The following is a 26,059-nucleotide window of genomic DNA, read 5'->3' as shown; positions in this document are numbered from 1 at the left end:
GGGTCAACTCCCCGCCACAACAGGCGATGCGTCGCCGATCACCACTTTATCGCCCTCGACCAGGCCGTCCAGAATCTGCACTTTGACGTTGTTATTGATGCCGATCTGCACATCGCGCGACACGGCCTTGCCCTTGGCATCCAGCACGCGCAGCGGATAGCTGCCATCGGCATTACGCGCACCGAGCGCCGCCACCGGCACCATCAAGGCGGCCTGGGCAGTATCGAGCACGATCCGCACCTGGGCGGTCATAGCGATGCGCAGACGGTGGTCGGGGTTAGGCACGTCGAACAGCGCGTTGTAAAACACCGCCGTGTTCTGCTTGGGCGTGCCGGCGGTCGGGGTCTCGAGGAAGCTCTGCGGCGCCGGCTCCGTGCCACGCAGCTTGGCGTAGTAGCGCTTGTCGGCCTCGCCGAGGATGGTGAAATACACCTGCTGGCCGGGGCTGATGTGAATCACATCCGCCTCGGACACCTGGGCCTTGACGGTCATGGTGTCCAGGTCCGCCAGCTTGAGCAGTACCGGCGCCAACTGGCTGGCAATCACCGTCTGGCCTTCCTGGGTGACGATGCCGACCACATCACCGTCGATGGGCGCGACGATGCGGGTATAGGCCAGGTTGACCTTGGCGGTGTCGATCTGGATATGCGCGCTTTTGATCTGCGCATCCAGGGACAACAGGTTGGCTTGCTGCACCTGAAAGGTCGACTCGGCGTCCTCAAAATCCTGGCGCGACACCGATTCGTCGACCTGCAAGCCTTTGTAGCGCTCATAGACAGACTTGGCCTGCTTGAGCTGCGCCGCCGTGGCACGTCGCTGAGCCTGCAGGTTTTCTTCATCAACCTGGGCTTTGCGCAGGGTATTTTGCAGGATCAACGGGTCAATTTCGGCGAGCCATTGGCCCTTCTTCACCTTGTCGCCGACCTTGACCTTGAGCGACTTCAACTGCCCGGAAACCTGGGCACCGACGTCAACCTGCTTGATGCCTTCCAGCACGCCAGTAGCTAGGACGGCATTTTCAATATCACCCCGTTCAGCCGTGGCGGTGAGGTATTGCGGCGCGTCGGCGGGTGCTTGAACGGTGTAGACGACAAGGCCGATGGCAACCGCCAATACCGCGAGCATTCCGAGTTTGCGAGACGTTGACTTTTGCATAAATGACCATAAAAAGATGAAGAGGGTCTACAGCGAACACGGTCTAGTGTGGGAGCTGGCTTGCCTGCGATTGCAGAGTGTCAGTCACTGTGTGCCTGGCTGATACACCGCTATCGCAGGCAAGCCAGCTCCCACATTTGGATCTCCATACATCAGGAAGAGATCACTCGGCTCTTGATCTGCTTTTGATCTTGATCTTGCTTTTGATCTGAGGCGCCCCGTTAAACCACGCTGGCCGAACTCAGGCTTGAATACGTGGGTAACCGGCCAAGGATGGCCCATCGCGGCGGCCCACGGATTCAAGCCTGCGTGAGGGCACACCGAGCCTAAGCGAGGTGCCGAGTGGTGGGGCGAGGACCTTTTGGTTACTTTTGGGTCCTTCCAAAAGTGACCCGCTGTAAGAGCGGAACCATAAGTAGCCGTTACCGCAGTAATGGATATGCACACCGACACACCGCTATCGCAGGCAAGCCAGCTCCCACATTCAGACCGGCATACAGCCCTCAAGACACCACCTCCCCAATCACCACCCCCTCAACCCACCACCGCGCCAACCCCAACACATTCGGCGCCTTAAGCAACGTAAAGTGGTTCCCCGGCCCATACCAAACCTGCAACCCACTCCCCTGCCGCCGCCACCCCTCAACCATCAACCCCTGCTCCCGCTGATTCCCCGCCGCATCCAGCGAAGGATCCTCAGCCAACACCAACCGCACCACCCCGTTATAGCGCTGCAAAGGTCGATACACCGTGCGCAACGCCGCCGCATACGTGCGCGCCGGCCCATCCATGGCATCCACCGCAGAGCGCCCCGGCAACAACCCCACGCCCACCATCCCTGCATGCAGCCATTGGCGCTGCGCCACTTCATCACGCTCGGCAAACTCCACCGGGTCTATGCCCAACGGCTTCCCAGCCGCCAACTGCATCGCCTCGATCAACCGCAACAACGCCGCCGTGGTCGTATAAGGCTTACCCAAACCCCCAGGCGATTCACTGTCAATAACCGTCAACGACGCCACCTCACGGCCCATCGCCTGCAGCCGCAGCGCCATCTCCAACGCCACCCAGCCGCCAAACGAATGCCCAACCAAATGCACCGGCCCCTGCGGGCACTCCTGCGCCAGCGCCGCCAGATAACACTGCGCCGCCGCTTCCACCTGGCTATGCGGCACCGCCTCGCCATCCAAGCCTCGTGGCTGCAAACCCAACAACGGCCAGTCGCGCCCCAGGGCCTCGCTCAACCCCACAAACCCGGTGACGCTGTCCCCCGCGCCGGGCACACAAAACACCGGCGCATACCCCGCCCGCCCACTCTGAATACGCAACAACGGTTGATGCGCCGCCTCAGCGACCGGCACACCCACCACCAACGCCTCAGTCATCGCACGGCCCAACGCCTGGATATGCGGCGCCTGCATCATGCTCTGGTGATCCCCTGGCACCTGCACCTGGCGCAATTGCCCCGGCGCCAACGCGTCCTGCCAACCCAGCGTGTCACTGCGCCGGGACAACTCGGTCGTCCGTTGCATAGCGCTGAACAGGTGCACCGCAACCGGCAATGGGAACAGGCTGTAATGCGCCAACGCATGCCCATGCCCGACCTCTCGCTCGATAAAACTCAAGAGGTCCGCGTCCGCAGCCGCTGCCATTTGCGCGTATAGCAAACCTTCATCGCGACAGCGTTGCAGCAGACCCGCAAAGTCCAGCTGTCCAATGCCCGCCTCCAAGTGTTCAAGCCTCGCCAGCTCATCCACACCTCCTTGTGCTGTCCAATACGCCGTGCACTGCAACAGCAAATGCCGCTTGAGCGCATCCGGCCCGTGCCAACGCGCCTTGCCTTGGTCGGTCATGCGCGGCACGTAACTGTCGATCAAACCGAGGAAGGCCACCGCCTCATCCAGCCCCAACAACTGCATCGCCACTTCATAGGCCAACACGCCGCCAAACGACCAGCCTGCGAGCCGGTACGGCCCATGGGGCTGGATACCCCGAATCAGCCCGACCATGCGCGCCGCCAGGCCTTCCATGGTGTTCAGGTGCGAGTCGCCAAGCGCCGCGCCCGGCAAGCCGTAGATGGGATAGTCACCGGGCAGGTGCTGACCCAGCGCCGGGAAGTACACGTCCATGCCACTGAATTCGTGGACCAGGAACAGCGGCGGTTGCGCGCCACGGCTGCGCACGGTGATCACCGAGGTGTCACGCACCGGTTCATCCGTGCGTTGTTGCAGCATCGCGGCGACCGAGGCCACGCTGGCATGCTCGAACAGCTCAGCCAGGGACACCTGCAACCCCGCCGCTTCCATCAGGTTGACCAGCCGAATCGCCAGCAACGAATGCCCGCCCAGTTCAAAGAAGCTGTCATGCCGCCCGACCTGCTCCAGCTTCAAGACCTCAGCCCACAGCTGCGCCAGGGTCAGCTCCAACGTATCGCTCGGTGCTTCAAACTCGCGACTATTCATCGCGTCAACGCTGGGGGCCGGCAACGCTTTACGGTCAATCTTGCCATTGGCCGTCAGCGGCAAATGCGCCAGCGGCACATACGCCGACGGCAGCATGTAGTCCGGCAATTGGCCTTGCAGATGCGCGCGCACGCTGTCGATGCCGACGGGTTCGCCAGCCCAAGTGAAATACGCCACCAGGCGCTTGTCGCCCGGCACGTCCTCACGCGCCAGCACCACCACGTCGTGGATGCCCGCACAGGTCGCCAGGCGCGCTTCGATCTCGCCCAGCTCAATGCGGAAACCACGGATTTTGACCTGATCGTCATTGCGCCCAAGGCACTCAAGCAAGCCGTCCGCCGTCCAGCGACCGAGGTCGCCGGTGCGGTACATCAAGGCGCCTGGGTTGAACGGGTCTTGCACGAATTTCTCAGCGGTCAGCTCAGGCCGGTTCAGATACCCCTTGGCCACGCCGTCGCCGCCGATGCAAATTTCACCGCTCACCCCCAGTGGCACCGGCTGCTGCCAAGCATCCAACAGATAGATTTGCGTGTTGGAAATCGGCCGCCCCACGAGCACGCTGTCGGCGTCATCGGCAATCGCGCGCACCTCATAGGTGGTGGCGTAAGTGGTGGTTTCCGTTGGCCCGTAGCAATGCACCAAACGCAACTCGGGCGCCTGCGCCAACAGGTTGCGGAACGCCGCCGGGTCGGCACGCTCGCCGCCACACAGCAGGATGCGCAGGCCGGCCAACGCCTCAGGAATCATCTGCACGTATTGGTTGAACAGCGCCGTGGTGACAAACAGCACCGTCGCACCCTCCAAGGCTTCACCGAATGCCGCCGGGTCGAGCAAGGTGGCGTGGTCGATCACCTGCACCTGGCCGCCATTGAGCAACGCGCCCCACACGTCCATGGTGCTGGCGTCGAACGCCGGGTTGGAGGCGAAGGCCACACGGTCCGCGGCGTTGAAGTCGGCGTAACCGTTGTTGAGCACCAGCCGCGTGATACCGCGATGCGGCACCAAGACGCCCTTGGGCGTGCCGGTGGAGCCGGAGGTGTACATGATGTACGCCACGCTGTCGGAAGACTGCGACAAGTCCGGGTTATGGCTCGGTTGCGGGTCGAGGGCCAGGGTGTCCAGGTCCAGGCGCCGGGCCGGATATTCAACGAGCGCCTCGCTGCGCGTCAACAGCCACGTCGCGCCGCTGTCCTGCAGCATAAAGCCCTGGCGTTCGGCCGGTGCGTTGATGTCCAGCGGCACATAGGCCGCCGCGCATTTGAGCACGGCCAGTTGGCTGACCAGCAGGTCGATGCAGCGCGGCAGCAGGATCGCCACGTTATCGGCGGGGCGCACACCCAAGCCCAGCAAGTGATGGGCCAGACGGTTGGCGCGGGTGTTGAGTTCACCGTAGCGCCACACCTGCTCGCCATGCAGCACTGCCACGGCGCCGGGGCGCGCCTGGGCCTGGGCTTCGAACAGGCGCTGCACCGTGTGTTCACGGGGGAACGTGCGGGTGGTGGCGTTGAAGCCCGCCAGCTGGCTGCGCTCTGCGGCCGCCAGGATCGGCAGGCGGCTGATGGCGATTTCACGGTTGTGTTCCAGCGCCTCAACCACCTGCTCAAGTGCAGTGTGCAGATAGTCACACAACCGCCGGGCGCCCTGCCCCATGGCTTCCAGACTGAAACCCTCACCGAGGTCATCCACACTCACCGACAAGCCGTAATTGGTCTGTTCCTGCGCCTTGAGCAGCTCAATGCCCTGCCACGCTTCGGCCACGCCAGCGGTTTGCGGCGCACTGTGGCGGTAGTTGAACAGCACGCTGAACAACGGCGTCGCCACCGGCACCGCGCTGCAACGCTGGGCCACTGCCAGCGGCGCGTGCTCATGGCTGAGCAGTTGAGTCAGGCGGGCATGGGTGGCGCGTAAGGCTGTACGCACCGAGTGTTCCCCTAGGTCGACTCGCAACGGCAAGGTGTTGATAAACACCCCCATGGCGCGCTCGGCGCCTTCGCCACCTTGCAGGCGGCCAAGCATCACGGTGCCGAATACCACCTGCTCGCGGCCGCTGACCTTGCCCAGCACATGCGCCCAGGCCAGGTGCATCAGGCTGGCGGCGCTCACGCCCGCTTGGCGGGCCTGGGTACGCAGGCGCCGGCTTAACTCAAGGTCAATCGCTAGATGGGCTGCTTCATCGCCGCCCAGGTTTTCGAACTCGGTGGGTTCGTCGATCTCAGCGAGCATTTCGCGAAAGAACGTTTCGTGATCGTCAACACCCAAACGGGTCTGGGCCACGTAATTGCGGTACGGCACCGCAGCGCCCAACTCATCCTCTCGGCCCAACAAAAACGCCTGCATTTCGTGCTGCAGGATGTCCAGTGCGATGTGGTCCATCACCAGGTGATGGAACAGCAAAGTTGCGACCACCCGCTGCGGTTCCTGGGTGTAAACCAAGCGCATCAGCGGGGCTTGAGCCAGGTCGAGACGCTGCGGCAGCGGCCCGGTTTCGACGCTTAACAAGGCTTCACGCCAAACCACCTGCACCGGTTCTTCCAGGCCGTCCCAGTGCAAGGATGAACGCAGCACATCATGGCGCTGGATCACCGCCTGCAACGCCCGGGCAAACGCTTGCAGCCGTACGAGGCTGTCGAACGCAAACTGCGCCTGCAGCAGGTACGCATCGCCTTCCACTACTGCGCAATGGTGATAGAGAATGCCCGCCTGCAACGGCGCCAGCGGGTAGATGTCCTGCACATTCGCCGCGCCGCCTGGGATACAGGCGACAATGCGCTCGATAGCCGGCTGATCCAGCTGGACCAGCGCCAACATGTCCGGGGTGATGTAGGTGCAGTCGGGTGCAATGCCATTCGCCGGCACCGCCACTTCACGCCCACCACCCAGCGCCGCCGCCAACGCAGACAAGGTCGGCTGGCCAAACAGCACTTTGACGTCCGCCGACAACCCAAGGCGGCGCATGCGCCCCATCAGGCTGACGGCCAGCAGCGAATGCCCACCCAATTCGAAGAAGTTGTCGTGGCGGCCCACGCGTTCCACGTTGAGCAACTCGGCCCACAGGCTGGCCAGGGCAATTTCGGTATCGCCCTGAGGCGCCTCGTACTCGCGCACCACCACCGAATCCAGGCCCGGTTCGGGCAAGGCTTTACGGTCGAGCTTGCCGTTGGGGCTCAGCGGCAAGGCGTCGAGATGGACGAACATCGCCGGTACCATAAACTCCGGCAGGTGCCGCAGCAGGTGACTGCGCAGCGTATCGATTTCGCTGTATGCGCCGGTGTAATAAGCCACCAGGCGTTGTTCACGGGCGACAACCGCTGCTTCATTAATCGACGGATACTCGGTCAGGCGGGCTTGGATCTCACCCAACTCGATGCGTAAACCACGGATCTTCACCTGGTCATCATTGCGCCCCAAATACTCGATGTTACCGTCCGGCAAGTAGCGCCCGACGTCACCGGTGCGGTACATCCGCCCATTGATAAACGGGTCGTCAAGGAAGCGCTCGGCCGTCAGTTCAGGCCGGTTCAGATAACCGCGCGCCACTTGCACACCACCGATAAACAACTCACCGACCACACCCAACGGCACCGGCTGCAACTGGCTGTCGAGCAGGTACATGCGCGTGTTGGCGATGGGCTTGCCAATCGGCGTGTTGTCCGGCGTCACCGCGCCCGCGCAATTCCACGCCGTCACGTCCACCGCCGCTTCCGTCGGGCCATACAGGTTATGCAACGCACTGCCCGGCAACTGCTGCTTGAAACGCCGCACCAGGCTGCCCGGCAAAGCTTCGCCGCTGCACATCACACGCACCAGCCCGGCCGCCTGGCGCACATCACCGTGGGCCAGGAATACATCCAGCATCGACGGCACAAAGTGCAGCGTGGTGATCTGTTCGGCCTCGATCACGTCGCACAGGTACTGCGGGTCTTTGTGCCCGCCTGGGCGCGCCATCACCAGGCGCGCGCCGGTAAACAGCGGCCAGAAGAACTCCCACACCGACACGTCGAAGCTGAATGGGGTTTTCTGCAGCACCGCGTCATGCGCCTTGAGGCCGTATTCGTCCTGCATCCACAGCAACCGGTTGACCACCCCGGCGTGTTCGTTGATCACGCCTTTGGGCTGGCCGGTGGAGCCGGAGGTGTAGATCACATAAGGCGTCGCGCCCGCTGCATCGGGGTTAGCGACCGGCTGGTGCTGCCAGCAGGGCTGGTCCAGATCGACCACCGGCACCGCGCCCAGCAACCCGCGCGTGGAGCCCTGCGCCAACACCACCAGCGGCGCGCTATCTTCCAGCATGTAGGCAAGGCGCTCTTGCGGATAAGCCGGGTCCAGCGGCACATACGCGGCGCCGGCCTTGAGGATCGCGTACAGGCCAACGACCATGTCCAAGCCCCGCTCCACGCAGATCGCCACCCGCGAATCCGGTTGCACGCCCAACGCCAGCAGGTGATGGGCCAACTGGTTGGCCCGCGCATTCAGCTCGGCATAGGTCAGCTGCTGCTCGCCAGCCTTGACCGCAATCGCCTGCGCCGTGCGCGTGACCTGCGCCTCGAACATCCCGTGCAGGGTTTGGTCGAGGTTGTAATTGACGTCGGTGGCATTCAAATCAAACAGCAGCTGCTGACGCTCACGCGGACCCACCAGCGGCGTGTGCTCAAGCACGGCCTGATCGTTATCGACCATCGCCTGCAGGGTGCGCGTGAAATAGCCGACGTAACGCTGCACGGTCGATTGATCAAACAACGCCACCGCATACTCCAACGCGCCCAAAATACTGCCCTGCACTTCGCCGAGGTTCAGCGACAGATCGAACTTGGCAAAGTGGCTACTCTCGACGATGCCTTCCAGGGCCAGGTCACCCAACGCCAGGGTCGGCGCGCTGCTGTCCTGCCAGCTCAGCAAGGTCTGGAACAACGGGCTGTGGGCCAGGCTACGCACCGGCCGGGTGATTTCCACCACCTGCTCGAACGGCAGGTCCTGATGGGCTTGGGCTTCAAGCGTCAACGCCCTGACCCGCGCCAACAGTGCCTCGGTGCTCAACGCGCCCGAGGTGTCGATGCGCACCGCCAGGGTGTTGACGAACAGGCCGATCAGCCCTTCGACTTCGCTGCGTGTACGGTTGGCCACCGGCGAGCCGATCACCAGGTCCGGCTGCCCGGACAGCCGCGCCAATAGCGAGGCCCAGGCGCTCATCAAGGTCATGTACAGCGTGGTGCCATGGCGTTGGCTCAAGGCCTTGAGCCCGGCGGTGAGGCGTTCATCCAGGCGCACTTCGACGCTGCTGCCGGCGTAGTCCTGTTGCGCCGGGCGCGGGCGGTCCGTTGGTAGCGTGAGCAGCGCCGGCGCCCCGGCCAGGGCCTGTTGCCAATACGTGCTTTGGCGCTGCAGCACTTCGCCGCTCAGCCACAAACGCTGCCACACGGCAAAGTCGCCGTACTGGATCGGCAGTGCCGGCAACGGGTCGGGCAGGCCGTGGCTGAAGGCTTGGTACAGCGCCATCAGCTCACGGGTGAGCACGCCCATCGACCAGCCATCGGAGACGATGTGGTGCAAGGTCAGCAACAGCACATGGTGATCGTCGGCCATCACCACCAACCGCCCGCGCAGCAACGGGCCGCGCTCCAGGTCGAACGGTGCCGAGGCTTCGCCTTGGATCAAGGCGTCCAGCGCCTGCTGGGGTTGTGGGTGGCGGCGCAGGTCCTGCACTTGCAACGGCAGCACGTCTTCGGCGGGCACAATCAGCACCTGAGCGTCGTCGCCGTGTTGGGCGAAGCGACTGCGCAGGGTTTCGTGGCGCGCGACGATACGCGCCAGCGCCCGTTGCAGCGCCTCGACATGCAGCTGCCCGCGCAAACGCAGGCCGATGGGAATGTTGTAGGCGGTGTTGGCGCCTTCCATCAGTGCCAGGAACCATAGGCGCTGCTGGGCGAAGGACAGCGGCACGTCTTCATCACGGTTAGCGGGCAAGATATCCGGCAACGTGCTGCGCCCCGCCCGGGCGAGCACTTCGGCGACCGCCGCCAGCTCGGCATTGGCAAACAGGTCGCCGAGGCTCAGCTCGACACCCAGGCGCTGACGCACCTGGGAAACCATGCGCATCGCCAGCAGCGAATGCCCGCCCAATTCAAAGAAATGATCGCGACGCCCAACGCGCTCTACTTGCAGCACATCAGCCCAGATGTGTGCGAGCACGGTTTCGATCTCGCCTTGGGGCGCCTCGTAATCGCGGGTAAATACGGCGGCCATGTCCGGCGCAGGCAAGGCCTTGCGGTCGAGTTTGCCGTTGGCGGTGAGCGGCAATGCATCGAGTTTCACGTAGGCGACCGGAACCATGTAGTCCGGCAAATGCGCGACCAGATGGGCGCGGATATCGCCGACAGCCAGTGGGTCGAGCTGAGGGTTTGCAGTGAAGTAGGCGATCAACCGCTCTTCACGGACCCACACCACCGCCTCCTGAATGCCCGGCAGTTGGTTGAGTTGGGTTTCAATCTCGCCCAACTCGATGCGCACGCCACGGACCTTCACCTGGTCGTCGTTACGCCCCAGGTATTCAATGTTGCCGTCCGGCAACCAGCGCGCCAGGTCGCCAGTGCGGTACATGCGCCCGGCGTTGAACGGGTCTTGCAGGAAGCGCTCGGCCGTCAAATCCTCGCGGTTCAGGTAACCGCGCGCCACGCCTTTGCCGCCCACATACAGCTCACCGGCGACGCCCAACGGCACCGGGCGTTGCTGTTCGTCCAGCAGGTACACCGTGGCATTCGCGATGGGTGTGCCGATATGCAACGGCTGGCCCACTTCGACCTTGCCGGAAGTGGCGACCACCGTGGCTTCGGTCGGCCCGTAGTTGTTGATCAACTCGAAACGCTGGGCCCGCGCGAACTGGCGCAGGCGATCGCCGCCGATCAGCAAGGTACGCAGCGTGGGGTGTTCGATCTGCTGGCTGAAGGCGTACTCGGCCACCGGCGTGGGCAGGAAGCACACGTCCAACGGTTGCGCGCACCACCAGGCGAGCAAGGCGTCGATGTCTTCGGCGCCGTCACTGGCCGGCGGCAGGTGCAAGGTCGCGCCGACACACAGCGCCGGCCACACTTCCCAGGCCATCGCGTCAAAGCCGAAACCGGCGACGCTGGCGGTGTGGCGCCCGGCGCACAGGTCAAACGCGCGGCAATGCCAGTCCACCAGGTTGGCCACGGTGTGGTGTTCGACCATCACGCCTTTGGGCAGGCCGGTGGAGCCGGAGGTGTAAATCACATAGGCGAGGTTCGATGGCGTGACATTGACCTTGGGGTTACTCGCCGAATGGTGCTGCCAGGTGAAGCGGTCGAGGTTGATCACCGGCACGTCCAGCGCGGGCAGGCGATCCAGCAGCGCCTGTTGGGTCAGCACCGCCACCGGCTCACTGTCGGTCAGCAGGTAATTCAGACGCTCGGCCGGGTGGGACGGGTCCACCGGCACATAGCAGGCGCCGGCCTTGAGGATCGCCAGCAACCCGGCCAGGGTGTCCAGGCCACGGCGGGCGACGATGGCCACGCGGTCGTCGGGTTTGACCCCCAGCGCCAGCAGGTGATGGGCCAACAGGTTGGCTTGCTGGTTCAGCTCGGCGTAAGTCAGTTGGCGGCCTTGGTGCACGGCGGCGATGGCCTCGGGCGTGCGCGCGGCCTGGGCTTCGATACGCCCGTGCAAGGTGGTGCCTTGGGGGAACTCGACCTGGGTCGCGTTGAACTGCTGCAGCAGCTGTTGTTGCTCGGCGGCGGGTACTACCGAGACGTGATTGAGCGGCGTGTGCGGCGCCTGCTCCAGGGCGGTCACGAGGTTTTCCAGGGCGGTTTGCAGGTAGGCGCAGACACGCTGCGGGTCCACCAAAGTGCTGGCGAGCACGCTCAAGCCAAAGCCTTCGCCGAGGTCATCCACGCTCAAGGTCAGCGGGTAGTTGGTGCGTTCTTCGGCGCTGAGCGCCGCGATGCCTTGCCAGGCCGATACGGCGGCGGCACTGGCGGCCGGGGCACTGTGGCGGTAATTGAGCAACGCACTGAACAGCGGTGTCGGCGCCACCACGCCACTGCAACGCTGGGCGAGTGCCAAGGCGGCGTGCTCGTGGCGCAGCAAGGTAGTCAACCGCGCGTGGGTGGCCTTGACCCCGGCGCGCACGTCTTCGGCGCCTACGTCCACGCGAAACGGCAGCGTGTTGATGAAGATCCCCAGCGCCCGATCCGTGTCATGGCTGCCTTGCATACGGCCCATCAAGACCGTGCCGAACACCACCTGTTGTTTACCGGCCAGCACAGCCAACACTTGCGCCCACCCCATGTGGAACAGGCTGGCGGCGCTCACGCCCAGCAGCCGGGCTTGTGCACGCAAACGCAGCCCGAGCGCTGGCGCCAGCGGCAGGCTGACTTCGGCAATCCCACGGGCATCGCCTTGCACGTCCTGCAAACCAAACGGCAAGGTCGGCTCACTGATGTCGCCGAGCATTTGGCGGAAGAAACTTTCGTGTTCCTGCTCGCTGATCCCCAACCGCGCCTGCGCCACATAGTTGCGAAACGGCACCGCCTGGCCCAGCGCGGCGCCCTGCCCCAGCAGGCACGCCTGCAGTTCATGGCACACCACTTCGAGGGCGCTGTGGTCGAGGGCCATGTGGTGGAACAGCAAAGTGGCAACGATGCGCTGATGGACCGGATCTTCGGCACGCACCAGGCGCAGCAGCGGCGCCTGGGTCACGTCGAGGCGATAGTGGCGCGCATCAAACAGCGCGTGCAGCTGCGCAGCGATATCGCCGTCAGCCGGGTCCAACGCCAACGCCTGCACCGGCAGTTGCGCTTGGCGCCAGACCACTTGCGACGGTTGCTGCAAACCGTCCCAGACCACGCCGGTACGCAGGATGTCGTGGCGGTTCATCACCTGTTGCAGGGCTTGGGCGAAGGCCTCGAAGCGCGCCAGGCTGTCGAACGCAAACTGCGACTGCATCACGTACGGGTCGCCCTGCTCGGCGCTGACATGGTGGAACAGAATGCCTTCCTGCAACGGCGCCAGCGGGTAGATATCCTGGATATTCGCCACACCGCCCTCCACCGTGACGACGATGCGGTCGATCTCCTCCTGGCTCAGGGTCGACAGGGTCAGCATGGCCGGCGTGATGCGCTCGGCGCCCGCCGGGATGCCATTGGCGGGCACTTGCACTTCGCCGGCGTTGGTCGCCGAGTATTCGCCGGCCTTGATCAACGCGATCAACGCCGGTTTGTGCTCGCGCAACGCGGCGAGGGTCGCCGGGTCGCTCAGTGCTTGTTTATTGCCTTGCACCGACAACTGCTCGCCTTTGAGCGCCAGCTGGATGTCCTTGGTTTTCAGCGTCGCCAACAGCTCAGAAATGCTCACAGGACGATCTCCATTCGTTCGGTTATGGCGGCATAGCCGGCCAGCGTCGGCTGCTCGAACAGCGCCCGCACGTCAGCTTCCTGGCCTTCCTGGCGCAGGCGGCCGATCAAGCTCACGGCCAGCAGCGAGTGCCCGCCCAGTTCAAAGAAGTTGTCGTGCCGCCCGACCCGCTCGACGTTGAGCAGCTCAGCCCACAGCTTGGCCAGGAGGGTTTCGGTGTCACCTTCGGGGGCCACGTACTCGCGCACGATCAGCGCGTCCATGCCTGGCGCAGGCAAAGCCTTGCGGTCGAGCTTGCCGTTGGGGCTCAGCGGCAGCGCGTCGAGGTGCATGAACAGCGCGGGCACCATGAAGTCCGGCAGGTGCTGCAGCAGATGCGCGCGCAGCTGCTCGATGTCGGTGGCTATGCCGGTGTAGTACGCGACCAGCCGGTCTTCGCGGGCGACCACGGCCGCCTCGTTGACCTGCGCATGCTCCAGCAGCCGCGCCTGGATTTCACCCAGCTCGATGCGCAGGCCACGGATCTTCACCTGGTCGTCGTTACGGCCCAGGTACTCGATATTGCCGTCAGGCAAGTAGCGGCCAACGTCACCAGTGCGGTACATGCGCCCATGGTTGAATGGGTCCTTGAGGAAGCGTTCGGCGGTCAGTTCAGGGCGATTCAAGTAGCCACGCGCCACTTGCACACCGCCGATAAACAGCTCGCCGACCACGCCCAACGGCACCGGCTGCAACTGCGCATCCAGCAGGTACATGCGCGTGTTGGCAATCGGTTTGCCGATCGGCGTGCTGTCCGGCACGTCGGGGCGCGCACAGTTCCAGGCGGTCACGTCCACCGCCGCTTCGGTCGGGCCATACAGGTTGTACAGGCCGATCCCTGGCAATTGCTGCTTGAAGCGCCGCACCAAGCTGCCCGGCAAAGCTTCGCCACTGCACATCACGCGCACAAGCACAGCTGCCTGGCTGACATCGCCGTGGGCCAGGAACACATCGAGCATCGACGGTACAAAGTGCAGCGTGGTGATCTGTTCGGCCTCGATCACCGCGCACAGGTACTCAGGCTCTTTATGCCCGCCCGGGCGCGCCATGACCAGGCGTGCGCCGGTAAACAGCGGCCAGAAGAACTCCCACACTGACACGTCGAAGCTGAACGGGGTTTTCTGCAGCACCGCGTCATGGGCCTTAAGGCCATAGGCGTCCTGCATCCACAGCAGGCGATTGACCACTCCGGCGTGTTCGTTGATCACGCCCTTGGGCTGGCCGGTGGAGCCGGAGGTGTAGATCACGTAAGCCTGATGCTGGGCGGTAAGGCCCGGCACCCGCGGATTGCTGGCGAGCTGGTGCTGCCAAGTGCTGTGGTCCAGGTTGATCACCGGCACATCACCCAGCAACTCGCGGGTTGCGCCTTGCGCCAGTACCACCACGGGCGCGCTGTCTTGCAGCATGTAGGCCAGACGCTCGCGTGGATACGCCGGGTCCAGCGGCACATAACCGCCGCCGGCCTTGAGGATGGCAAACAGGCCGATGACCATGTCCAGGCCACGCTCGACGCAGATGCCCACCCGCGAATCCGGCCGCACGCCGAGTTCACGCAGGTGGTGGGCCAGGCGGTTGGCGCGTTCGTTCAGCTCGCTGTAGGTCAGGTGCTGGTCACCGGCCTTGACCGCCACGGCCTGCGGCGTGCGCTCGACCTGGGCTTCGAACAGGCCGTGCAGGGTTTGCTCGAGGTTGTAGTTCACCTCGGTCGCATTGAACTCCACCAGCAGTTTTTGCCGTTCCTCACTGCCCAGAATCGGCAAACGATTGAGCGCCTGGTGCGGCGCATGCTCCAAGGCTTCGACCAATCCGGACAAAGCAACCTGCAGGTAACCGCACACCCGTTGCGCGTCGACTTGGGCCAGGGCGGTGACGTCGTAACCATCACCCAGGTCATCCACGTTCAAGGTCAGCGGGTAGTTGGTGCGCCCGTCATTGACCAGCGTCTGCATGCCTTCCCAGGCCTGCTGCGCCTCAGCCGATCGCGTGGCGGCGCCGCGATGGCGGTAGTTGAGCATCGAGCTGAACAGCGGCGCCGGGGCCGCCACACCGCTGCAACGCTGGGCCAAGGCCAGGGACGCGTGTTCATGCCCGAGCAACGCGGTCAGCCGCGCATGGGTGGCACGCACGGCAGCGCGTGCGCCTTGCGCGTCGATGTCCAGGCGCAGCGGCAAGGTATTGATGAACACGCCCAGCGCACGGTCGGCGCCCTCGCCACCTTGCATTCGACCAACCAGCACGGTGCCGAACACCACGCTTTGGCGCCCCGACGTGGCCGCCAGCACCTGGCCCCAGGCCAGGTGGAACAGGCTCGCCGTACTCACGCCCAGCAAGCGCGCCTGGGCGCGCAGGCGGCGGTTGAGGTCGCTGCCCAGGCGCAGGCGATGCTCTTTGATCGCGTTGCCGTCGCCGCGCACATCCTGCAGGCCGAACGGCAAGGTGGGTTCATCGACATCACCGAGCATCTCGCAAAAGAACGCTTCGTGCTCCCGCTCGCTCACACCCAAGCGCGCCTGCGCCACGTAGTTGCGGTACGGCATCGGCGGCGCCGTTGGGGCTTGGTGGCCGAGCAAGTGGCCCTGCATTTCGCGCAGCACCACGTCGAATGCGGTGTGGTCGAGGGCGATATGGTGATAGAGCAACACCACCACCACACGCTGATTGGCCGGGTCCTGGGCGTACTTCAAGCTGATCAAGGGTGCCTGACTGATGTCCAGGCGATAGCGTCGCGCATCGAAACGCGCATGCAAGCCGGCCAGTACATCACCTTGCAGGTGCAGCTCTTCAAGCGGCAATTGAGCCTGACGCCACACCACTTGCAGCGGTTGCGCCAGGCCTTCCCAGACCACGCCGGTGCGCAGGATGTCATGGCGATTGATGACCTGTTGCAGCGCCTGGGTGAAGGCATTCAGGCGCTCGATGCTGTCGAAAGCCAGGTGCGATTGCAGCAGGTACGGGTCGCCCTGCTCGGCGGTGATGTAGTGGTAAAGAATGCCCTCCTGCAACGGCGCCAGTGGGTAGATGTCCTGCACATTGGCGGCGCCACCGGGTACGCGGCTGACGACCTCGTCGAGGGTTGCTGGGTCCAGATCCACCAACGGCAACATGTCCGGGGTGATGCGCTGGCAGTCGGCGGCGATGCGGTTGGCGGGCACCGAAACTTCGCGACCACTGCCCACGGCAGCGGCCAACGCTGCGAGGGTTGGCTGGCTGAACAACACACGCACATCGGCGCTGAGGCCGACCTGGCGCATGCGTTCGATCAGGCTGACAGCCAGTAACGAATGGCCGCCCAGTTCGAAGAAGTGGTCATGGCGGCCGACTTGCTCCACCTGCAACACCTCGGCCCAGATCCGCGCCAGGGCGGTCTCCACTGAACCTTCAGGCGCTGCATAGTCGCGGCTCAGCAACGCCGACTGATCAGGTTGCGGCAGGGCCTTGCGGTCCAGCTTGCCGTTGGCGGTCAGCGGCAGCGTGTCGAGTTTGACGTAGGCCGCCGGCACCAGCGCTTCGGGCAGCTGCGCTTGCAGTTGCGCACGCAGGGTTTCAATCGCCAGTGGGTAGTGTTCGGTGAACCAGGCCACCAGACGGCCCTCGCGCACCAGCACCACCGCTTCGGCGATGCCGTCGAGTGCCGCCAGGCGGCTTTCGATTTCGCCGAGTTCAACGCGCACGCCGCGCACTTTGACTTGGTCGTCGTTACGGCCCAGGTACTCGATATTGCCGTCAGGCAACCAGCGCGCCAGGTCGCCGGTGCGGTACATGCGCCCGCTGTTAAACGGGTCTTGCAGGAAGCGTTCGGCGGTCAAGTCCTGGCGGTTCAAATAACCCCGCGCCACACCGCTGCCGCCCACATACAGCTCACCGGCAACGCCCACCGGCACTGGGCGCAGTTGCGCATCCAGCACGTACACGCGGGTATTGGCGATAGGCTGGCCGATATGCAACGCCTGCCCGGCGCGCACACGGCCGGAGGTGGCGACCACCGTGGCCTCGGTAGGCCCGTAGTTGTTGACCACTGCAAAGCGCCGCTCCTGGGCAAACTGACGCAGGCGATCACCGCCGATCAACAGGATGCGCAAGGTCGGATGGTGCAGGTTCTGGCTGAAGGCGTACTCGGCGACGGGTGTGGGCAGAAAGCTCACGTGCAGCGGTTGCGCCATCCACCAGGCGAGCAATTCGTCGATAGTTTCATTGCCCACGTGCGCGGGCGGCAGGTGCAGGGTGGCGCCTGCGCAGAGTGCCGGCCAGACCTCCCAGGCCATCGCGTCGAAACCAAACCCGGCGACGCTGCTGGTGTGGCTGCGCGTGTCCAGGCCGAAGGCTTCGCAGTGCCAGTGCACCAGGTTTTCCACCGTGCGGTGTTCCACCATCACACCTTTGGGCTGGCCGGTGGAGCCGGAGGTGTAGATCACGTAGGCCAGGTGTGCCGGGGTCAGGGTAGCCACCCGCGGGTTGCTGACGGGGTGGTGTTGCAGGCGCTCGTCGAACAGGTCGACAGCAGCATGCGCGCCCAACAGGTCGCGGGTGCTTGCCTCGGCCAATACCGCTGCCGGAGCGCTGTCCTGCAGCAAGTAGGCGATACGCTCGGCGGGGTAAGCCGGGTCGATGGGCACGTAGCCTGCGCCGGCTTTGAGAATGCCCAGCAGGCCCACCAGCATCTGCGGGCCACGACGGCAGCAGATCGCCACGCGATCATCCGGCTGCACGCCGAGCGCCAGCAGGTGGTGCGCCAACTGGTTGGCGCGCTGGTTGAGTTGCTGATAGGTCAGAACTTCGCCGTCTTGCTGCACGGCAATCGCATGGGGTTGGCGTTCGACCTGGGCTTCCAAGGCGCCATGCACGGTATGCCCGGTGGGGAAGTCGGCGGCGGTCGCGTTGAATTCACGCAGCAGGGTTTCGCACTCCGCCTGGGGCAAAACAGGCAGTTGGTTGAGCGCGGTTTTCGCCGCGCTTTCCAAGGCCGCAACCAGCTGCTCCACGGCGCTGTGCATGTAGCCACACAGGCGCTGGGCGCCGATCTGCGGCAGCGCCAGCACACTCAGGCCAAAACCTGCGCCAAAGTCATCGACGCTGAGGGTCAGCGGGTAGTTGCTGCGCTCCTCACCGCCCAGCAGCTGCACACCTTCCCAGATGCCCTGGCCGTCGCGGGCCATTTCACCGGGCGTGCTGTGGCGGTAATTGAGCAAGGCGCTGAACAACGGCACGGCCGTCGATACGCCACTGCAACGCTGGGCGAGCGCCAGGGACGCGTGCTCGTGACCGAGCAATGCACTCAGCCGCGCATGGGTGGCCTTGACCGCAACGGCGGCGCTGGCGCCCACATCGACGCGCAGCGGCAAGGTGTTGATGAACATGCCCAACGCGCGATCAGCGCCCTCGCCGGCCTGCATGCGGCCCATCAATACGGTGCCGAACACCACGTCGTCACGCCCGGACACCAACCCCAGCACTTGCGCCCAGGCCAGGTGCATCAGGCTGGCCGCGCTGACGCCCAACACCCGCGCCTGTTCACGCACACGCACCGCCAGCGCCGCGTCCAGCTGCCGCTCGGCTTCTTCGATAGCGCGGCCGTCGCCCTGCACATCCTGCACGCCAAACGGCAAGGTCGGCTCATCGACATCAGCGAGCATCTCGCGGAAGAACTGCTCATGCTCAGCCACGCTGACACCCAGGCGGGCCTGGGCGACATAGTTGCGAAACGGTGCCGCTGCGGGCAACGCATCGGCCTGGTTGAACAGGAACGCGCGCATCTCCTGGCCGACCACTTCCATGGCGGTATGGTCGAGTGCCAAGTGATGGAACAACAGGATCGCCGCGACTCGGTTATTCGCCGAGTCCTGGGCGTAGACCATGCGCAGCAGCGGCGCCTGGGTGATGTCCAGCCGGTAGTGGCGAGCATCGAAGCGTGTGTGCAGCTGTTCAAGGATGCCGCCGTCGGCTGGGTCCAGGGCGACTTCCTGCACCACCAACTGCGCGTCACGCCAGACCACTTGCACCGGGCTGTCCAAGCCTTCCCAGACCACGCCGGTGCGCAGGATGTCGTGACGGGCCACGACCTGTTGCAGCGCGCCCATGAACGCGTGCAAACGCTCAAGGCTGTCGAACGCCATGCGCGATTGCAGCAGGTACGGGTCGCCCTGCTCGGCGCTGATATGGTGATAGAGAATGCCTTCCTGCAACGGCGCCAGCGGGTAGATATCCTGCACATTCGCTGCGCCGCCCGGCACCGTGGCGACAATACGGTCGATAGCTGTCTGGTCGAGCGGCACCAGAGGCAGCATCGACGGCGTAATCTGCGTGCAGCCCGAAGGAATGCCATTCACCGGCACCACAACTTCACGCCCGCTGCCCACCGCCGCCGCCAGCGCCGCCAGGCTTGGCTGGCTGAACAGTGCGCGCACGTCACAGCTCAGGCCGACTTGGCGCATGCGTTCAATCAGGCTCACCGCGAGCAGCGAATGCCCGCCCAACTCGAAGAAATGATCATGGCGCCCCACGCGTTCAAGCTTGAGCACGTCCTGCCAGATCTGCGCCAGCAGGGTTTCCACCTCGCCTTGCGGTGCTTCAAACTCGCGACTGCTCAGCGCGTCTACGCTGGGGGCCGGCAACGCTTTACGGTCAATCTTGCCATTGGCCGTCAGCGGCAAATGCGCCAGCGGCACATACGCCGACGGCAGCATGTAGTCCGGCAATTGGCCTTGCAGATGCGCGCGCACGCTGTCGATGCCGACGGGTTCGTCAGCCCAAGTGAAATACGCCACCAGGCGCTTGTCACCCGGCACGTCCTCACGCGCCAGCACCACCACGTCGTGGATGCCCGCACAGGTCGCCAGGCGCGCTTCGATCTCACCCAGCTCAATGCGGAAACCACGGATTTTGACCTGATCGTCATTGCGCCCAAGGCACTCAAGCAAGCCGTCCGCCGTCCAGCGACCGAGGTCGCCGGTGCGGTACATCAAGGCGCCTGGGTTGAACGGGTCTTGCACGAATTTCTCAGCGGTCAGTTCAGGCCGGTTCAGATATCCCTTGGCCACGCCGTCGCCGCCGATGCAGATTTCACCGCTCACCCCCAGTGGCACCGGCTGCTGCCAAGCATCCAACAGATAGATTTGCGTGTTGGAAATCGGCCGCCCCACGGGCACGCTGTCGGCGTCATCGGCAATCGCGCGCACCTCATAGGTGGTGGCGTAAGTGGTGGTTTCCGTTGGCCCGTAGCAATGCACCAAACGCAACTCGGGCGCCTGCGCCAACAGGTTGCGGAACGCCGCCGGGTCGGCACGCTCACCGCCGCACAGCAGGATGCGCAGGCCGGCCAACGCCTCAGGAATCATCTGCACGTATTGGTTGAACAGCGCCGTGGTGACAAACAGCACCGTCGCACCCTCCAAGGCTTCAGCGAATGCCGCCGGGTCGAGCAAGGTGGCATGGTCGATCACCTGCACCTGGCCGCCATTGAGCAACGCGCCCCACACGTCCATGGTGCTGGCGTCGAACGCCGGGTTGGAGGCGAAGGCCACACGGTCCGCGGCGTTGAAGTCGGCGTAACCGTTGTTGAGCACCAGCCGCGTGATACCGCGATGCGGCACTTGCACACCTTTGGGTGCGCCGGTGGAGCCGGAGGTGTACATGATGTACGCCACGCTTTCCGAGGACTGGACCCGCTCAGGGTTGCGCGGCGATTGCGCGTCCAGGTTCAGGTCGGCCAGGCTATTGAGTACCCGATGCGCGCCGCTGTCCTGCACGATGAACGCCTGGCGCTCAACCGGCGCATTGACGTCCAGCGGCACATACACCGCCGCGCACTTGAGGATCGCCAGCTGGCACACGAGTAAATCCAGGCAGCGCGGCAGAGCAATCGCCACGCTTTCACCCGGCTGCACGCCTTGGTTGATCAGGTGATGAGCCAGGCGATTGGCGCGGCGGTTGAGGTCGCGATAGCTCAAGGATAACGCGCCATGCACCGCCGCCACGGCTTCGGGACGCGCCAGCGCCTGGGCTTCGAACAGTTGCTGCACGGTGAGCTGCGAGGGGTAGTCGCGGGCGGTGGCGTTGAACGCCACCAGCAGTTGGTGGCGTTCGGCGGCCGGCAGAATCGACACCGCCTGCAAGGGCGTGGTCGGCGCTTGTTGCAGCGCGGTCATCAAGTGCTGCAATGCGGTGAGCATGTACTCGCCCACGCGCTGTACATCCAGCATGGCCAGGCCTTGTACCGTCAGCGAAAAACCTGCGCCCAGGTCATCGACGCTGAGCACCAGCGGGTAGTTGCTGCGTTCTTCGGAACTGAGAATTTCGATACCAGAGGCGGCAAACGGGCTGTCTCCCGGGGCTTCACCCGGCGCGCTGTGACGGTAGTTGAGCAAGGTGCTGAACAACGGCAACGACCCCGGTACGCCACTGCAACGCTGGGCCAGTGACAGCGAGGCATGTTCATGCCCGAGCAACTGCGCCAGGCGCGCGTGGGTGGCGCGCACGCCGGCTTGTACGCTGACGGCGCCCAGGCTAACGCGCAGCGGCAAGGTATTGATGAACATCCCCAGCGCACGGTCGGCGCCCTTGCCGCCTTGCATGCGGCCCAGCAACACGGTGCCGAACACCACGTCCTGCTGGCCGGAAACCTGGGCCAATACCTGGGCCCAGGCCAGGTGTACCAGGCTGGCGGTGCTCACACCGAGTTGCCGCGCCTGTTCACGCAGACCGTGACTGAGCGCCGCTGGCAACGGCAAGTGCACCTCGACGATGCCGCTGCCGTCGCCATTTACATCCTGCAAGCCGAACGCTAACGTCGGCTCGTCGATATCGCCGAGCATGTCGCTGAAGAACGCTTCGTGTTGCGCCTGGGTAACCCCCAGACGCGCCTGGGCTACGTAGTTGCGGTACTGCACCGCGTCCGGCAGGTGCGCGCTGTTTCCGGCCAGGCTGGCGCTCATTTCTTCGACCAGCACTTGCAAGGCGGTATGGTCGAGCAGGATGTGGTGCAGCAGCAAAATGCCGACGTAGCCGCCCGACTGTTGCGCGTAGCCAAAATGCATCAGCGAGGCGCGGGACAGATCGAGGCGATAATGGCGTGGGTCGAAGCGTTGTTGCAGCTGTGCCAAGGCTTCACCACCCTGTACGTCGACACGTTCCACGGCCAATGGCGCTTGGCGCAGCACCACTTGCACCGGCTCATCCAGGCCCTCCCAGAGGATGCAGGTGCGCAAAATGTCATTGCGTTCGATCACGCTGTGCAACGCGCGGATAAATGCATCCACCGCCGCTTGGTCAGCGAAGCTGAACTGCACTTGCAACACGTAGGGGTCGCCCTCGGTGGTTGCCAGGTGGTGGTAAAGAATGCCCGCCTGCAGGGGCGCCAGGCCGTAGATGTCCTGCACGTTGGCGATGCCGCCGGGCACAGTCTTGAGGATGTGGTCGATGGCGGCCTGGTCCAGCTCCACCAGCGCCAGCATGTCCGGCGTGATGCGCTCGCTCGTCTCGCTGATCAGGTTGGCCGGAACCTGCACTTCCTGCTGCCCGCCCACCGCTGCGGCAAGTGCAGCCAGCGTGGGTTGACCGAACAGCACGCGCACATCGGCGCTCAAGTCCACCTGGCGCATGCGTTCGATCAGCTTGACCGCCAGCAGTGAGTGCCCGCCAAGTTCGAAGAAATTGTCGTCGCGGCCGACCTTGTCGAGCTTCAATAGCGCCTGCCAGATCGCAGCGATGGCGGTTTCGACTGCACCTTGCGGGGCGGCATAGTCACGTCGCGCCAGCGCGTCGGCATCCGGTGCGGGCAACGCCTTGCGGTCGAGTTTGCCGTTGGTGGTCAGCGGGAATTTATCCAGCAGTACAAACGCGCTGGGCACCATGTACTCGGCGAGGCTCAGCAGCAGGTGGTCACGCAGTTCGGCTGCACCGATGTCACGCTCGGCGATCACATAAGCCACCAGGCGCTTGTCACCCGGCGCGTCTTCACGGGCGATCACCACGGCGTCACGCACGCCGCTGGCGGTGGCCAGGCGTGCTTGGATTTCACCCAGTTCGATACGGAAACCACGGATCTTCACTTGGTCGTCGTTACGCCCCAGGTACTCGACGTTACCGTCAGCCAGCAAGCGGCCAAGGTCGCCGGTCTTGTACATGCGCAAACCGGTGGCCGGGTCGGCCAGGAAGCGTTCGGCGTTGAGCGCGTCACGGTTCAGGTAACCGCGCGCCACGCCGGCACCGCCGACGTACAGCTCGCCTGCCACGCCGATCGGCAGCGGCTCGCGGCGCTCATCGAGCACGTACAGCTGCAGGTCAGGAATGCGCACGCCAATCGGGCTGACGCCGACCAACTGCGCGTCCGCCGCCTCCAGCGCGCGATAGGTCACGTGCACGGTGGTTTCGGTGATGCCGTACATGTTCACCAGTTGCGTACCGGCGTTGATGGCGCGGGCGTACCAGGGTTTGAGCATGCCCGGTTCCAGCGCTTCGCCGCCGAAAATCACCTGGCGCAGGGAATGCACCTGCGAGCTCTGCGCCTGGGCCGCAATCAACTGGCGAAACGCGCTGGGCGTCTGGTTGAGGATGCTCACGCCGGCCTCACAGATCAGCGCGTAGCACTCATCCGGCGAGCGGCTGACCAGTTGCGGCACGATCAGCAATTGGCCGCCGTGCATCAGCGCGCCCCAGATCTCCCACACGGAGAAGTCGAACGCAAAGGAATGGAACAGCGCCCACACATCGTTGCGGTTGAAGCCGAACCAGTGGTCAGTGGCGCTGAACAGCCGTGCGACCTGGCGGTGCTCGATCATCACGCCTTTGGGCAGGCCGGTGGAACCAGAGGTGTAGATCACGTAGGCCAGGCTGGCGGGGCTGAGAGGGATGCGCGGGTTGACGATGGGCTCGCTACCGAGGCTATTAAGGTCGATTTGCGCCAGCTCGCCCACCAAGTGGCGGGTGTTGGCTTGCACCAGCACGGCCAGCGGTTGGCTGTCGGCCAGGGTGTAGGCGATGCGTTCCAGCGGGTAAGCCGGGTCAATCGGCACATAACCGGCGCCGGCTTTGAGGATGCCCAGCAGGCCGATGATCATTTCCGGGCCACGCTCTACGCAGATGGCCACACGGTCATCCGGACTCACGCCTTGGGCGAGCAGGCGGTGGGCGACCTGGTTGGCGCGTTCGTTGAGTTGGCGGTAGGTGAGGCACAGATGCTCGAAGCGCAAGGCGATGGCTTCAGGCTGGGCGGCGGCGTGGGTTTCGACGCAACGGTGGATCAGGGCGGTGTCGGTGTAGTGCGCGGGGCTTTGGTTGAGGCTGTGCAGCAGGTGGTGGCGCTCAGTGTCGGGCAGGATGTTCAGGCCGCAGAGCGGCTGATCCGGTCGATGTTCCAAGGCATCGGCCAGGCTTTCCAGCGCGGTATGCAGGTAACCGGCGACACGTTGCGCGTCGATGGACGCGTCGACCATCACCGTCAGCGCAAACTCTTCACCCAGGTCATCCACGTTGACCGTAAGCGGGTAGTTAGTGCGCTCCTCGGCGCCCAGCACCTGGATGCCTTCGGCCACGTCGATGACGGCGGCCATGTCGGTGGCGGCGCTGTGGCGGTAGTTGAGCATCGCGCTGAACAGTGGCGTGGGTGCGGCTACACCGCTGCAACGCTGGGCCAGTGCCAGCGAGGCATGTTCGTGATTGAGCAAGGTGGTCAGGCGCTCATGGGTGGCTTTGACCCCGGCGCGCACGCCCTGCTCGCCCACATCCACGCGCAGCGGCAAGGTGTTGATGAACATGCCCAAGGCGCGGTCACCGCCCTCGCCTGCACCCATGCGGCCAAGCATCACGGTGCCGAACACCACGGCGTCGCGACCAGACACCACGCCCAACACGCGCGCCAGGGCCAGGTGCATCATGCTCGCCACGCTCACGCCCAGCGGTCGTGCCAGGCGGCGCAGGCGGCGGCTGAGTGCGCTGTCGACGGGCACGCGCGCTTCGTTGATGCCCTGACCATCGCCCTGCACATCCTGCAAACCGAACGGCAAGGTTGGCTCATCGATATCCGCCAGCATCGCGCGGAAGAACGCCTCATGCGCCTGCTCACTGACGCCATGGCGCACCTGGGCGATGTAGCTGCGAAACGCAACCGGCTCACCGGCCTGGGCTTGCTCACCGGCCAGGTACAGCTGGATTTCATGGCGCACCACATCGAGGGCGGTGTGGTCGAGAATGGTGTGGTGGAACAGCAGCATCGCCACCACGCGCTGGTTGGCCGGGTCGTCGGCAAACACCAGGCGCAGCAGCGGCGCCTGGCCCAGGGCCATGCGGTAGGTGCGGGCGTCGTAGCGTGCCAGCAACTGGGCCAGGGCGTCACCGCCGTTCAAATGGGCTTCTTCGCAAGCCAGGGTCGCCTTGCGCCACACCACTTGCAACGGCTCGTCGAGGCGCTCCCAGACCATGGACGTACGCAGGATATCGTGGCGGTCGATCACCCATTGCAGCGCTTGCGCGAAGGCGTGGAGGCGTGCGCGGCTGTCGAATACAAACTGCGCGTGCAGCACGTAAGGGTCGCCCTGCTGCGCCGACAGATGGTGGTAGAGCATGCCTTCTTGCAGCGGCGCCAGCGGGTAGATGTCCTGCACGTTCGCCGCGCCGCCGGGGATGGCGGCGACGATGCGGTCGATGGCCGGTTGATCGAGGTTGACCAGTGGCAGCATGTCCGGGGTGATCCGATAGGCCGGGCTCAGCCAGTCGCCGCCGTGCTCGGCCACCCACTCAAGCAGGCGGGGTTTGTGGGCGATCAGTTGATCCCACAGCGCGTCATCCAGCGCTTCGTCGTCGCCCAGGATGATCAGGTCGCCCTCTTCCAGTTGCAGACGGATCGCGTGGGTGGAAATCGCTGCCAATAATTCGCTGAACTGCATGGGGGTAACCTGCTGAAAAGTCACGATTGAGGAGAAAGTCCGTTTTCATCTGCCGCTTGCATAGGGTGTGCTGGGCGCCCTGAAAAAACTGCGGGCGCAGCCGGGGGCCTGAAGAGGCTTCCAGCAGGCTTGGAAAATTAAGGGATTTGGCAGGTAGGGGGT

At 64.6% G+C, this 26,059-nt stretch carries 3 protein-coding genes; all 3 read right to left on the bottom strand.

Features of this window, described 5'->3' with window-relative positions:
* Nucleotides 1-3 precede the first annotated feature (3 nt).
* The 3 genes from macA to ACI77I_RS24810 all read right to left on the bottom strand — a co-directional run bounded on the left by macA (nt 4) and on the right by ACI77I_RS24810 (nt 25,897).
* Complete coding sequence (macA, locus tag ACI77I_RS24820; RefSeq protein WP_406998807.1) at nt 4-1,155, bottom strand: macrolide transporter subunit MacA; 1,152 nt, start codon at nt 1,153-1,155, stop codon at nt 4-6.
* 503 nt (nt 1,156-1,658) lie between these two features.
* Nucleotides 1,659-12,983, bottom strand: a complete 11,325-nt coding sequence (locus ACI77I_RS24815; RefSeq protein ID WP_406998805.1) for an amino acid adenylation domain-containing protein — start codon at nt 12,981-12,983, stop codon at nt 1,659-1,661.
* Nucleotides 12,980-25,897 carry an amino acid adenylation domain-containing protein gene (locus ACI77I_RS24810; RefSeq protein ID WP_406998803.1) on the bottom strand — a complete coding sequence of 4,306 codons (12,918 nt, stop codon included), beginning with the start codon at nt 25,895-25,897 and terminating at the stop codon, nt 12,980-12,982. Before ACI77I_RS24810 ends, ACI77I_RS24815 begins: the two co-directional genes overlap by 4 nt.
* Between the last annotated feature and the right edge of the window lie 162 nt (nt 25,898-26,059).

Source organism: Pseudomonas sp. D47, assembly GCF_045447305.1.
Classification (GTDB): Bacteria; Pseudomonadota; Gammaproteobacteria; order Pseudomonadales; family Pseudomonadaceae; genus Aquipseudomonas.
The sequence above is the reverse complement of the archived record's forward strand: the minus strand, read 5'-3'. Positions and strand labels throughout refer to the sequence as shown.